This window comes from Citrobacter sp. Cf072, from assembly GCF_030334485.1.
GTDB lineage: Bacteria > Pseudomonadota > Gammaproteobacteria > Enterobacterales > Enterobacteriaceae > Citrobacter > Citrobacter freundii.
In genome coordinates this window covers 41,124-55,468 of record NZ_JAOWDX010000020.1, presented here as the reverse complement: position 1 = coordinate 55,468, position 14,345 = coordinate 41,124, and the positions used below count along the sequence as shown (strand labels likewise).

The following is a 14,345-nucleotide window of genomic DNA, read 5'->3' as shown; positions in this document are numbered from 1 at the left end:
TCTCCCCATGCGAGAGTAGGGAACTGCCAGGCATCAAATAAAGTGAAGAAGCCCATCCTGACGGATGGGCTTTTTTGCGTTTCCGATTTTATCACGGACTGATAAAGGAAATTCCGATGGTCATTCTCTACGTTCAACTATATAAAAACCGTGTAGTTGTACGCAATACTACCACTCAGCAAGAAGTTTCCGGATTCCGAACCTTCAGCAATCAGCGACTCCTGATTGCCGAGTTCTTCGAAGCAGAAAAACTGATACAAGACCTTGTCGATCAACTGATGCCACGCTCTAAGTGGCGTCAGCTTTTTTGGCGGAACTCTTTTGGGCTTCTGGCCCATGCGCTGGAGATGAACGAAGGTGGACTGTCGCAGGTTGAAGAGCGAGCTATCCTTGAAGTGACCTTTGGTGCCGCAGACGGTAGGGCTAAGTGTCCTCAGGTTATCTCTGGTAAGGTGCCTCTGAGCGATGCCGGGGTGCGGAGCACTTTTCTCCAGGGGGAAACTGATTTCCGCAATAGTCGGCACTCCTGAACACGCTGTGACTATTGGTTATGACGTGAAACTTTCTCACCTTCAACATACACGCTCGACATTCGCATGATTCCTGGGTATCTTCAGCTATCTGGATGTCTAAACGTTTAAACGTATGTAGTGAGGTTATCAGGTTATGCCAATTCGCGTGCAGGACGAGCTACCCGCCGTCAATTTCTTGCGTGAGGAAAACGTCTTTGTGATGACGACATCCCGCGCTTCCGGTCAGGAAATTCGACCACTGAAGGTGCTCATCCTCAACCTGATGCCCAAGAAGATTGAAACGGAAAACCAGTTCCTGCGCTTACTGTCTAACTCACCGCTACAGGTAGATGTTCAGCTATTGCGCATCGATGCCCGCGAGTCACGTAACACCCCTACGGAGCATCTGAATAACTTTTACTGTAATTTCGAGGATATCTGCGATCAGAACTTTGACGGACTGATCGTGACCGGCGCGCCGTTGGGTCTGGTTGAATTTAATGACGTGGCTTACTGGCCGCAGATTCAACAAGTGCTTGAATGGGCGAAAGATCACGTTACCTCAACGCTATTTGTTTGTTGGGCGGTGCAGGCCGCGCTGAATATCCTGTACGGAATTCCTAAGCAAACCCGTACGGACAAACTTTCAGGCGTCTATGAGCACCATATTCTGCATCCTCATGCGCTGCTGACGCGTGGATTCGATGATGCGTTCCTGGCTCCGCATTCGCGCTATGCCGATTTTCCTGCTGCGCTTATTCGCGACTACACCGATCTCGAGATTTTTGCTGAAACCGAAGAGGGAGATGCCTACCTGTTTGCCAGCAAAGATAAACGAATTGCCTTTGTGACGGGCCATCCGGAATATGATGCCCATACGCTCGGCAGTGAGTATTTTCGTGACGTCGAAGCGGGCCTAACGCCGGAAGTGCCCTATAACTATTTCCCGAAAGATGACCCGCAAAACAAACCGCGGGCAACCTGGCGTAGCCACGGTAATCTGTTGTTTACCAACTGGCTCAACTATTACGTCTACCAGATCACGCCATATGATCTGCGTCACATGAATCCAACGCTGGATTAATCTTCTGTAGCAGACGATCCTTAAGCGTTTCAGCATATTGAATCAGGCACCTTCGGGTGCCTTTTTTATTTCCGAAACGCACCTCACGGTGTAATTAAATTTTATTTATATTGTTATCAATAGGTTAATTGATAATTAAATTAAAAATGGAAATTGTTTTTGATTTTGAAATTTAAATGAGTAGTCTTAGTTGTGCTGAACGAAAAGCGCACAACGATCCTTCGTTCGCATTGGGGATGTGTTTGGATCAATGACGAGGAACTACGCAATGAATCAACAGGCAACGACAACCGATGAACTGGTCTTCACCAGGCCGCGTGGCGAACAGGAGCAACAAATTCTGACCGCTGAAGCAGTAGAGTTTCTGACTGAACTGGTGACAAGATTTACGCCAAAACGCAATAAACTTCTGGCTGCACGTATTCAGCAGCAGCAGGATATTGATGACGGTAAGTTGCCTGATTTTATTTCGGAAACAGCTTCCATTCGTGAGGGTGACTGGAAGGTTCGCGGTATTCCTGATGATTTACTGGATCGCCGCGTAGAGATAACCGGACCCGTTGAGCGCAAGATGGTTATCAACGCGCTGAACGCGAACGTCAAAGTCTTTATGGCTGACTTCGAAGATTCGCTGGCTCCTGAGTGGAGCAAAGTTATCGACGGGCAGATAAACCTGCGCGATGCGGTCAATGGCACCATTAGCTATACCAACGAAGCGGGTAAAATTTACCAGCTCAAACCTAATCCGGCTCTGTTGGTATGCCGCGTTCGTGGCCTGCATCTGCCGGAAAAACACGTCACCTGGCGTGGCGAATCCATCCCGGGCAGCCTGTTCGATTTTGCCCTCTATTTCTTCCACAACTACAAAACGTTGCTGGCAAAAGGCAGCGGCCCTTACTTCTACCTGCCAAAAACGCAGGCCTGGCAAGAAGCAGCATGGTGGAGCGAAGTGTTCAGCTATGCAGAAGATCGCTTTAATCTGCCGCGCGGCACCATCAAAGCGACTCTGCTGATTGAAACGCTGCCGGCCGTCTTCCAGATGGACGAAATTCTGCACGCCCTGCGTGACCATATTGTCGGTCTGAACTGCGGTCGCTGGGACTACATTTTCAGCTATATCAAAACGCTGAAGAACCATCCGGATCGCGTGCTGCCGGACCGTCAGGTGGTGACGATGGATAAGCCATTCCTCAGCGCCTATTCGCGTCTGCTGATTAAAACCTGTCATAAACGTGGCGCATTCGCGATGGGCGGCATGGCAGCGTTCATTCCCAGCAAAGATGCGGAACGTAACAACCAGGTTCTGACCAAGGTAAAAGCGGACAAAGCGCTGGAAGCCAATAACGGTCATGACGGCACATGGATTGCCCATCCGGGACTGGCAGATACCGCAATGACGGTGTTCAACGACGTGCTCGGTGAAAACAAAAATCAGCTGTTCGTGACCCGTGAAGAAGATGCGCCGATTACTGCAGAACAACTGCTGGCGCCTTGTGAAGGTGAGCGTACTGAAGAAGGCATGCGCGCCAACATTCGTGTTGCGGTGCAGTACATCGAAGCGTGGATCTCCGGTAACGGCTGCGTACCGATTTACGGTCTGATGGAAGATGCGGCCACTGCCGAAATCTCCCGTACCTCCATCTGGCAGTGGATCCACCACCAGAAGACGCTCAGCAACGGCAAGCCGGTTACCAAACCGCTGTTCCGTCAGATGCTGGCCGAAGAGATGCTGGTGATTCAGGACGAGCTGGGCGAACACCGCTACAGCAGCGGGCGTTTTGACGATGCCGCGCGCCTGATGGAGCAAATCACTACCTCTGATGAATTGATCGATTTCTTGACCCTGCCAGGCTACCGCCTGCTGGCGTAATCCACCACATAACAATATGGAGCATCTGCACATGAAAACCCGTACTCAACAAATCGAAGAATTACAGAAAGAATGGACTCAACCGCGCTGGGAAGGCATCACCCGTCCATATAGCGCGGAGGAAGTGGTGAAATTACGTGGCTCGGTCAACCCGGAATGCACGCTGGCTCAGCTTGGCGCGGCGAAAATGTGGCGTCTGCTGCACGGTGAATCGAAGAAAGGTTATATCAACAGCCTCGGCGCGCTGACTGGCGGTCAGGCGCTGCAGCAGGCGAAAGCCGGTATTGAAGCGGTCTACCTTTCAGGCTGGCAGGTGGCGGCAGATGCCAACCTGGCATCCAGCATGTACCCGGACCAATCGCTGTATCCGGCGAACTCCGTCCCGGCAGTGGTGGATCGGATCAACAACACATTCCGTCGCGCCGATCAGATCCAATGGTCAACAGGTATTGAACCGAACGATCCGCGCTATGTGGATTACTTCCTGCCGATCGTCGCCGATGCAGAAGCGGGTTTTGGCGGCGTCCTGAACGCGTTTGAACTGATGAAATCGATGATTGAGGCTGGTGCAGCGGCCGTTCACTTCGAAGATCAGCTCGCATCGGTAAAAAAATGTGGTCACATGGGCGGCAAAGTTCTGGTGCCGACTCAGGAAGCTATCCAGAAACTGGTGGCCGCCCGTCTGGCAGCCGACGTCATGGGTGTTCCGACGCTGGTTATTGCGCGTACTGATGCTGACGCAGCCGATCTGATAACGTCTGACTGCGACCCATACGACAGCGAGTTCATCACCGGCGAACGTACCAGCGAAGGGTTCTACCGTACGCATGCGGGTATTGAGCAGGCGATCAGCCGTGGTCTGGCCTATGCACCTTATGCGGATCTGGTGTGGTGTGAAACCTCCACGCCGGATCTCGAACTGGCGAAGCGCTTTGCCGATGCGATTCACGCGAAATTCCCCGGCAAACTGCTGGCCTACAACTGTTCGCCGTCATTTAACTGGCAGAAAAACCTGGATGACAAAACCATTGCCAGCTTCCAGCAGCAACTGTCGGATATGGGTTACAAATACCAGTTCATTACCCTGGCGGGCATCCACAGCATGTGGTTCAACATGTTCGACCTCGCACACTCCTATGCGCAGGGTGAAGGCATGCGCCACTATGTTGAGAAGGTTCAGCAGCCAGAATTTGCGGCGGCTAAAGACGGTTACACCTTCGTGTCCCATCAGCAGGAAGTGGGTACAGGCTACTTCGACAAAGTCACTACTATCATTCAGGGCGGCGCTTCCTCGGTGACCGCGCTGACCGGCTCGACCGAAGAATCGCAGTTTTGATTAATGCCCGGTGGCGCTGTGCTTACCGGGCCTACGAAGGGATGTAGGCCGGATTAGCGAACGCGCCATCCGGCATGACGTTGTGCCGAATGGGAGAAGTCGATGACGCGTGGCCTGGAATTACTGATTGCTCAGACGATTTTGCAAGGTTTCGACGCCCAGTACGGGCGTTTTCTGGAAGTCACCTCCGGCGCGCAGCAGCGTTTTGAACATGCCGACTGGCATGCGGTTCAGCAGGCAATGAAAAGCCGTATTCACCTTTACGATCATCACGTCGGTCTGGTGGTGGAGCAGTTGCGCTGCATTACAGACGGCAAAAGTACCGACGCGGATTTTTTACTTCGCGTGAAAGAGCATTACACCCGGCTACTGCCGGATTACCCGCGCTTCGAGATTGCGGAGAGCTTTTTTAACTCCGTTTACTGTCGGTTATTTGACCACCGCTCGCTGACTCCCGAGCGGCTGTTTATTTTCAGTTCTCAGCCAGAGCGTCGTTTCCGCACGATCCCACGCCCGTTGGCGAAAGACTTTTTTCCTGATACCGGCTGGGAGTGGCTGCTAACTCGCGTCCTTAGCGATCTGCCCCTGCGTCTTCCGTGGCAGAATAAACATCGTGATATCCACTACATCATCGAACACCTGACCGAAACCTTGGGAGCGGATGTGTTGCCAGGCTGCCATTTACAGGTGGCGAATGAACTGTTTTATCGTAACAAGGCAGCCTGGCTGGTCGGTAAGCTGATTACCCCTTCTGGAACGCTGCCGTTTTTACTGCCAATCCACCGGACAGACGAAGGTGAGTTGTTTGTCGATACCTGCCTGACCACGACGGCGGAGGCGAGCATTGTGTTTGGCTTCGCCCGCTCCTACTTTATGGTGTATGCCCCGCTGCCCGCGGCACTGGTGGAGTGGTTGCGCGAGATCCTGCCCGGTAAAACCACCGCTGAATTGTATATGGCGATTGGCTGTCAGAAGCATGCAAAAACGGAAAGTTATCGGGAGTATCTGCTCTACCTGGCCAACTGTGATGAGCAGTTTATTGAAGCGCCGGGGATCCGCGGTATGGTGATGCTGGTGTTTACCCTGCCGGGCTTTGACCGGGTGTTTAAAATCATTAAAGACAAATTTGCGCCGCAAAAAGAGATGTCTGCCGCCCACGTCCGCGCCTGTTATCAACTGGTCAAAGAGCACGATCGTGTGGGGCGGATGGCTGACACCCAGGAGTTCGAGAATTTTGTGCTGGATAAACGGCAAATCGATCCGGCGCTGATGGCGCTGTTATTGCAGGAAGCCCCGGAAAAAATTACCGATCTTGGCGATCAGATTGTCATTCGCCATCTGTATATCGAACGACGGATGGTGCCGCTGAATATCTGGCTGGAGCAAGTCGAAGGTCAACAACTGCGCGATGCCATTGAAGAGTACGGCAACGCGATTCGTCAGCTGGCCGCCGCCAATATTTTCCCCGGCGATATGCTGTTTAAGAACTTCGGCGTCACCCGTCACGGGCGCGTGGTGTTCTACGATTACGATGAAATCTGCTACATGACGGAGGTTAATTTCCGTCATATCCCGCCGCCACGCTACCCGGAAGATGAGATGAGCGCTGAGCCGTGGTACAGCGTATCGCCTGGAGATGTCTTCCCGGAAGAGTTTCGCCACTGGCTATGTGCCGACCCGCGTATCGGGCCGCTGTTTGAAGAGATGCACGCTGAGCTGTTCAGCGCCGACTACTGGCGTGGTCTGCAAACGCGGATTAAAAACGGGCATGTGGAAGATGTTTACGCCTACCGACGCAAACAGCGTTTCAGCGTGCGTTATGAAACCGACCGTAGGCCGGGTAAGGCGTAACCGCCACCCGGCAACCCCATCTTAGCGAAATCCGCCGTACGCCAGCGTCACTTCTTTCGCTGCTTTGATTGCCATTGCGCCAAACTCGGTCACACGGTCATCGGTAATGCGTGAGATTGGCCCGGAAATGGAAATCGCGGCGAACGGCTCGCGGTGCTCGTCATAAATGCACGACGCCACGCAGCGCAGACCCAGCGCATGTTCCTCATCATCAAAGGAATAGCCGCGCTTGCGCGTCTGAGCCAAATCCTCTTTCAGATGCACTGGCGACACCAGCGTGGCGTGGGTATAAGCGTGTAGTCCTTTGCGGTGCAGCAGCCCAGTCACCTGTTCTTCGCTCAGTTGGGATAAAAACGCCTTACCCGCCCCGGAAGCATGCATCGGCAGTTTGCCGCCGATAGGCGCGGACATGCGCATCAGTTGGGTGCACTGCACCTGGTCGATAATAATGGCCTGATGATCGCTTTGATCCAGCACGGCGAGGTTTACCGTCTCACCGGAGTCTTCCATCAGCTTGCGCAGGATCGGATGCACAATCGCCAGCAGATTACGGCTTTGCAAAAAGCTGCTGCCGACGATAAACGCGTGTGCGCCCACGGCCCAGTGCCCTAATTCACCGACCTGACGAACAAATCCCTGCTGCTGCATGGTGGTCAATAATCGGTGAGTCGTGGAGTTTGGCAGGCCGGCCTGCTGCGCCAGCTCGGTCAGCGCCACGCTGCCGTTGGATTCCGCAATCCACTCCAGTAGCTTCAGGCCGCGCGTCAGGGATTGAACCTGCCCGGTTGCGGGCGCAGTAGTAGCGGCGGGTTTTCTACCGCGTTTCGCGGGAACGGGGGCAACCATGGCAGACTCCTTTTCTGTATCGTGGAAATCATTTTCGTTTTATTCAATTATAATGCAAGAATTCCTGTACTGATCGGATGAGTGAAGCTGAACATGTCTCATGTTGGCCGTTGTTCTCTTTTCCGCCTCTCAGGTTTGTGCCAGTATGGCCTGTTGAGTTTTTTTCGGTCTGGTTGAGCGTTGTCGGGAGCGAGTGTGAGCAGCAAAGTAGAACAATTACGTCAGCAGTTAAATGAACGTATTCTGGTGCTGGACGGCGGTATGGGCACCATGATCCAGGGATATCGTCTGAGCGAAGAGGATTTCCGCGGCGAACGCTTTGCCGAATGGCCGTGCGATCTGAAAGGCAACAACGACCTGTTGGTGCTCAGCAAACCGGAGGTGATCGCCGCGATTCACAACGCCTACTTCGAGGCGGGCGCGGACATCATCGAAACCAACACCTTCAACTCCACGACTATTGCCATGGCGGATTACCAGATGGAATCCCTGTCGGCGGAAATCAACTTTGCGGCAGCCAAACTGGCGCGCGTGGCGGCAGACGAATGGACGGCGCGCACGCCGAACAAACCGCGCTACGTCGCGGGCGTGCTTGGCCCAACCAACCGTACGGCGTCTATCTCGCCCGACGTCAACGACCCGGCTTACCGCAATATTACCTTTGATCAGCTGGTGGCCGCCTACCGCGAATCCACCAAAGCGCTGGTGGAAGGCGGCAGTGACCTGATCCTGATTGAAACCGTTTTCGATACCCTCAACGCCAAAGCCGCTATTTTCGCGGTTAAAACTGAATTCGAAGCGCTGGGCGTTGAGCTGCCGATTATGCTCTCCGGCACCATCACCGACGCTTCCGGGCGTACGCTCTCCGGCCAGACCACTGAAGCATTCTACAACTCCCTGCGCCACGCCGATGCGCTGACTTTTGGTCTGAACTGTGCCTTAGGTCCGGACGAGCTGCGCCAGTACGTGCAGGAACTGTCGCGTATTGCCGAATGCTACGTTACCGCACACCCGAACGCCGGGCTGCCGAACGCCTTTGGTGAGTACGATCTCGATGCCGACACCATGGCGGCGCAAATCCGCGAATGGGCCGAAGCGGGCTTCCTGAATATTGTTGGCGGCTGCTGCGGCACCACGCCGGAACACATCGCTGCCATGAGCCGCGCGGTGGACGGACTGCCGCCACGCCGCTTGCCGGAAATCCCGGTTGCCTGCCGTCTGTCTGGCCTTGAGCCGCTGAACATCGGCGACGACAGCCTGTTTGTGAACGTCGGCGAGCGTACCAACGTTACCGGTTCGGCGAAGTTTAAGCGCCTGATCAAAGAAGAGAAATACAGCGAGGCGCTGGACGTCGCCCGCCAGCAGGTAGAAAGCGGCGCGCAGATCATCGATATCAACATGGATGAGGGGATGCTCGACGCCGAAGCGGCGATGGTTCGTTTCCTCAACCTGATTGCCGGTGAACCGGATATCGCCCGCGTGCCGATTATGATCGACTCCTCGAAATGGGAAGTAATCGAAAAAGGGCTGAAGTGCATTCAGGGTAAAGGCATCGTTAACTCCATCTCGATGAAAGAGGGGGTTGAGACCTTTATCCATCACGCGAAGCTGCTGCGTCGCTACGGTGCTGCAGTGGTGGTGATGGCCTTTGACGAGCAGGGCCAGGCCGACACTCGCGCGCGCAAAATTGAGATCTGCCGTCGGGCGTACAAGATTCTTACCGAAGAGGTGGGCTTCCCGCCGGAAGATATTATCTTTGACCCGAACATCTTTGCGGTGGCGACCGGGATTGATGAACACAACAACTACGCGCAGGACTTTATCGGGGCCTGTGAAGATATCAAACGCGAACTGCCGCACGCGCTGATCTCCGGCGGCGTTTCTAACGTTTCATTCTCGTTCCGTGGCAACGACCCAGTACGTGAAGCCATTCACGCAGTATTCCTCTACTACGCCATTCGCAACGGTATGGACATGGGGATCGTCAACGCCGGACAACTGGCAATTTACGACGACCTGCCCGCCGAGCTGCGCGATGCCGTTGAAGATGTGATCCTCAACCGCCGTGACGATGGCACCGAACGACTGCTGGAGCTTGCTGAGAAGTATCGCGGCAGTAAAACCGACGACACGGCGAATGCCCAGATGGCGGAGTGGCGCAGTTGGGACGTGAAAAAGCGCCTCGAATACTCGCTGGTGAAAGGCATAACCGAGTTTATTGAGCTGGATACCGAAGAAGCTCGCCAGCAGGCCGCGCGCCCGATCGAGGTTATTGAAGGACCGCTGATGGACGGCATGAACGTGGTTGGCGACCTGTTCGGCGAGGGCAAAATGTTCCTGCCGCAGGTGGTGAAATCCGCCCGCGTGATGAAGCAGGCGGTGGCATACCTTGAACCGTACATTGAGGCCAGCAAAGAGAAAGGTTCCAGCAATGGCAAAATGGTCATCGCAACCGTGAAGGGCGACGTGCACGATATCGGTAAAAATATCGTCGGCGTGGTGCTGCAATGTAACAACTACGAAATCGTCGATCTTGGCGTGATGGTGCCCGCGGAGAAAATCCTCAGAACGGCGCGTGAAGTGAATGCCGATCTGATTGGCCTTTCCGGGCTGATTACCCCATCGCTGGACGAAATGGTCAACGTGGCGAAAGAGATGGAGCGTCAGGGCTTCACTATTCCGCTGCTGATTGGCGGCGCGACCACCTCGAAAGCGCACACCGCAGTGAAAATTGAGCAGAACTACAGCGGCCCGACGGTGTACGTGCAGAACGCCTCGCGTACCGTTGGCGTCGTCGCTGCGCTGCTCTCTGACACCCAGCGTGATGACTTTGTCGCCCGTACGCGTAAAGAGTATGAAACCGTGCGTATCCAGCATGCGCGTAAGAAACCGCGTACTCCGCCCGTAACGTTACAGGCTGCCCGCGACAACGATGTGGCCTTTGACTGGGAAAACTACACCCCGCCGGTGGCGCACCGTCTGGGCGTACAGGAAGTGGAAGCCAGCATCGAAACCCTGCGCAACTACATCGACTGGACGCCGTTCTTTATGACCTGGTCGTTGGCCGGGAAATATCCTCGAATCCTCGAAGATGAAGTAGTGGGCGAAGAGGCGAAGCGACTGTTCAAAGATGCCAACGACATGCTGGATAAACTCAGCGCTGAGAAGACGCTGAATCCGCGTGGCGTGGTGGGTTTATTCCCGGCCAACCGCGTGGGTGACGACATCGAGATTTACCGTGACGAGACGCGTACGCACGTCATCAACGTGAGTCATCACCTGCGCCAGCAGACGGAAAAAGTCGGTTTCGCCAACTACTGCTTGTCTGACTTTGTTGCGCCGAAATTGAGCGGTAAAGCGGATTACATCGGTGCTTTTGCGGTCACTGGTGGTCTGGAAGAAGATGCGCTGGCGGACGCCTTCGAAGCCCAGCATGACGACTACAACAAGATCATGGTGAAAGCGATCGCTGACCGTCTGGCGGAAGCGTTCGCAGAATATCTGCATGAGCGCGTACGTAAAGTCTACTGGGGCTATGCGGCGAATGAGAATCTCAGTAACGAGGAGCTGATCCGCGAAAACTACCAGGGGATTCGCCCGGCACCGGGCTATCCGGCGTGTCCGGAACACACCGAAAAAGCCACCATTTGGGAACTGCTGGACGTGGAGGCGCATACCGGGATGAAGCTCACCGAATCCTTCGCCATGTGGCCAGGTGCGTCGGTTTCCGGCTGGTATTTCAGTCATCCGGACAGCAAGTACTACGCCGTGGCGCAAATCCAGCGCGATCAGGTTGAAGATTATGCCTTCCGTAAAGGGATGAGCGTGGCAGAAGTGGAGCGCTGGTTAGCGCCGAACCTCGGCTACGACGCCGACTGATTCACAAAACTGTCATCTTTCTTTACAACAAACAGGGCGCTCAATGAGTGCCCTGTCTCTTTATTACGTTTAAACCCTTATACTGAAAGAAGGTTCGCGAGCGCTGTTTGCCGGATGGCGGCGTAAACGCCTTATCAGGCACGCTATCTGCGCCGAGCCCAGGAACATATAACGATAAGGAGTACCTGATTCCGTGTTAACTCTGTTACACCTGCTTTCTGCCGTCGCGATGCTGGTTTGGGGTACGCATATTGTGCGTACTGGTGTGATGCGCGTCTTTGGCGCGCGTTTACGCACCGTGCTCAGCCGTAGCGTTGAAAAGAAACCGCTCGCCTTTTGTGCGGGTATCGGCGTGACGGCGCTGGTGCAAAGTAGCAACGCCACCACCATGCTGGTGACCTCGTTTGTTGCACAAGATCTCGTGGCGCTGACTCCTGCGCTGGTGATTGTGCTTGGTGCCGACGTGGGGACCGCGCTGATGGCGCGTATCCTGACCTTCGATCTCTCCTGGCTGTCGCCACTGCTGATTTTTATCGGCGTGATCTTCTTTCTCGGCCGTAAGCAGTCCCGTGTGGGGCAACTGGGGCGGGTCGGTATTGGACTGGGGCTGATTTTACTGGCGCTGGAGCTGATTGTGCAGGCAGTAACGCCGATCACTCAGGCTAATGGCGTACAGGTTATTTTCGCTTCACTTACCGGCGATATCATGCTGGATGCGCTGATTGGCGCCATGTTTGCGATTATCAGTTACTCCAGCCTGGCGGCGGTACTGTTGACGGCAACGCTGACCGCGGCGGGCATTATCTCGTTCCCGGTAGCGTTGTGTCTGGTGATTGGCGCCAACCTCGGCTCTGGTCTGTTGGCGATGCTCAACAACAGTGCTGCGAATGCTGCTGCTCGTCGTGTGGCGCTCGGCAGCCTGCTGTTTAAGCTGGTGGGCAGCCTGATTATCCTGCCGTTTGTTCATCCGCTGGCCAATCTGATGGATGAACTACCGCTGCCGAAATCTGAACTGGTTATCTACTTCCACGTCTTCTACAACCTGGTGCGCTGCGTGGCGATGGTGCCGTTCGCCGAACCGATGGCGCGTTTTTGTAAACGCATCATCCGCGATGAGCCGGAGCTGGATGCGCATCTGAAGCCCAAACATCTGGACGTCAGTGCGCTGGATACGCCGACGCTCGCTCTGGCTAATGCCGCCCGCGAAGCGCTGCGTATTGGCGATGCGATGGAGCAGATGATGGACGGGTTGAAGAAGGTGATGCACGGCGAGCCGCGCGAAGAGAAAGAGTTGCGCAGGATGGCGGATGACATCAACGTGCTGTATACGGCGATTAAGCTCTATCTGGCGCGGATGCCAAAGGATGAACTGGCGGAAGAGGAATCACGCCGTTGGGCGGAGATTATCGAAATGTCGCTCAACCTCGAACAGGCTTCCGATATCGTTGAACGTATGGGCAGCGAGATTGCCGATAAGTCGCTGGCCGCCCGTCGGGCATTCTCGGTAGAAGGGCTGAAAGAGCTGGATGCACTTTACGATCAGCTGCTCAGCAATCTGCAGCTGGCGATGTCGGTGTTCTTCTCAGGCGATGTGACCAGTGCCCGTCGTCTACGCCGCAGCAAGCACCGTTTTCGTATTCTCAACCGTCGTTATTCGCATGCGCACGTCGACCGTCTGCATCAGCAGAACGTGCAAAGCATCGAGACCAGTTCCCTACACCTGGCGCTGTTGGGCGATATGCAGCGTCTGAACTCGCTGTTTTGCTCCGTGGCCTACAGCGTGCTGGAACAACCGGATGAAGACGATGAGCGGGATGATTATTGAGTGAGCTGAAGCGGTAGGCCGGATAAGGCATTTATGCCGCCATCCGGCATCAGACAACAAATCAACTAAAAGCAGTGGCCTGCTTCAACAGCAACCGCCTCTTCACCCGCTTTAAAGATATACGTGGTGTTCGGGCCGCCGAGCACGGACTTACCGTTACTCACCTTGATCCAGTTACCTTCCGGCAAGCCAATCACCGTCAGCTCCGGTGCCACAACCAGCAGTTCGCGGATACGCTGTTCACGCGTTTCGCCTTTGTGGCCTTCCGGCAGCGCGTTGGTGAAATGTGGGTTAATCTGCAGCGGGAACAGACCCAGCGCATCAAAACCTTTGGGATCGACAATCGGCATGTCGTTGGTGGTGCGGATGGTCTGGCAGGCAAGGTTGGAACCCGCGCTCCAGCCGATGTACAGCGCACCGCGTTTGACGACATCCACGATCGGCGCCAGCAACCCGCGCTCACGACTCTCTTTCAGCAACTGGAAGGTATTCCCGCCGCCGACAATCACCAGCTCGGCGTTTTCAATGGCGGCAATCGGATCGGCAACGGTATGAATACCCGTAACGTTGACGCCCATTGGCGCAAAGATGGCTGCCGTTTTCGCCGTGTACTCATCCCAGGTTTGCGTCACGCCAGCGAACGGAATAAACACCGCCGTGCGGCGACCATTCAGTTGCTCTGCGATCAGCGGCAGCGCATGTTCCATCCAGCCTTTGCCCGGCAGCGTCGAGTTACTCAATAAAAGCAGTTCCATCATTTCTCCATGTAATCAGAAAATTACAAACCGCGCTAATGCTACCACTATCAGCCTGACGCCTTACTGATATGGCTCACGATGTTGGAAGGGGGACAGAAGCTGTGGCTATTTTTTAAGTGTCAATCCAATACCGAGCGCCTTCATCACCGCCAGCGTGGTTTTCAGCGTCGGGTTTCCTTTCTCACTAAACGAGCGGTAGAGTTGTTCGCGGGATAATCCCGTTTCTGCCGCGATGCTCGCCATTCCCTTAGCGCGAGCCACCACGCCCAGTGCTTTTGCAATGTACGTTGCATCGCCTGTTTCGAGGGCATCCGCCATAAATACAGCAATTTCTTCATCATCAACTAGCGCAGCAGCGGGATCGTAGTGAGTAAGTTTATTCAT

The 14,345-nt window shown here is 54.7% G+C and carries 10 protein-coding genes; 7 read left to right on the top strand and 3 right to left on the bottom strand.

The annotated features are described in order from the left end of the window. Window positions 1–116: 116 nt before the first annotated feature. The 5 genes from OGX66_RS01650 (at window position 117) to aceK (ending at window position 6,653) form a co-directional block, all read left to right on the top strand. Complete coding sequence (locus OGX66_RS01650; RefSeq protein ID WP_138828092.1) at window positions 117–530, top strand: YjaA family stress response protein; 414 nt, start codon at window positions 117–119, stop codon at window positions 528–530. A gap of 136 nt (window positions 531–666) precedes the next feature. Continuing rightward, window positions 667–1,596: a homoserine O-acetyltransferase MetA gene (gene metA, locus OGX66_RS01645; protein WP_003841431.1), complete on the top strand. Its 930-nt coding sequence runs from the start codon at window positions 667–669 to the stop codon at window positions 1,594–1,596. Between the two features lie 268 nt (window positions 1,597–1,864). Beyond that, window positions 1,865–3,466 (top strand): malate synthase A, encoded by a 1,602-nt coding sequence (gene aceB / locus OGX66_RS01640; protein ID WP_270939467.1) that lies wholly within the window; start codon window positions 1,865–1,867, stop codon window positions 3,464–3,466. A gap of 31 nt (window positions 3,467–3,497) precedes the next feature. Beyond that, window positions 3,498–4,802 carry an isocitrate lyase gene (gene aceA, locus OGX66_RS01635; RefSeq protein WP_003031609.1) on the top strand — a complete coding sequence of 435 codons (1,305 nt, stop codon included), beginning with the start codon at window positions 3,498–3,500 and terminating at the stop codon, window positions 4,800–4,802. Window positions 4,803–4,904: 102 nt separating this feature from the next. Then, window positions 4,905–6,653, top strand: a complete 1,749-nt coding sequence (aceK, locus tag OGX66_RS01630; protein ID WP_049016187.1) for a bifunctional isocitrate dehydrogenase kinase/phosphatase — start codon at window positions 4,905–4,907, stop codon at window positions 6,651–6,653. A gap of 21 nt (window positions 6,654–6,674) precedes the next feature. Here the strand turns inward: aceK and iclR are convergent, their stop codons facing one another. Next, the gene (iclR, locus tag OGX66_RS01625; protein ID WP_003844677.1) at window positions 6,675–7,499 is read right to left on the bottom strand and encodes a glyoxylate bypass operon transcriptional repressor IclR; all 825 of its coding nucleotides are present in this window, start codon (window positions 7,497–7,499) and stop codon (window positions 6,675–6,677) included. Between the two features lie 195 nt (window positions 7,500–7,694). Between iclR and metH the strand changes: the two genes are divergently transcribed. After that, on the top strand, window positions 7,695–11,378 hold the full coding sequence (gene metH, locus OGX66_RS01620) for a methionine synthase (RefSeq protein ID WP_193339389.1): 3,684 nt from the start codon (window positions 7,695–7,697) through the stop codon (window positions 11,376–11,378). A 193-nt stretch (window positions 11,379–11,571) separates the two neighbouring features. After that, window positions 11,572–13,203 (top strand): Na/Pi cotransporter family protein, encoded by a 1,632-nt coding sequence (locus tag OGX66_RS01615; RefSeq protein WP_003031618.1) that lies wholly within the window; start codon window positions 11,572–11,574, stop codon window positions 13,201–13,203. A gap of 65 nt (window positions 13,204–13,268) precedes the next feature. Here OGX66_RS01615 and pepE read toward each other — a convergent pair whose 3' ends face one another. After that, window positions 13,269–13,958 carry a dipeptidase PepE gene (gene pepE, locus OGX66_RS01610; protein ID WP_003841421.1) on the bottom strand — a complete coding sequence of 230 codons (690 nt, stop codon included), beginning with the start codon at window positions 13,956–13,958 and terminating at the stop codon, window positions 13,269–13,271. A gap of 108 nt (window positions 13,959–14,066) precedes the next feature. Next, entirely contained in the window at window positions 14,067–14,345 is a 279-nt protein-coding gene (locus OGX66_RS01605) for an addiction module antidote protein (protein WP_136397903.1), read from the bottom strand.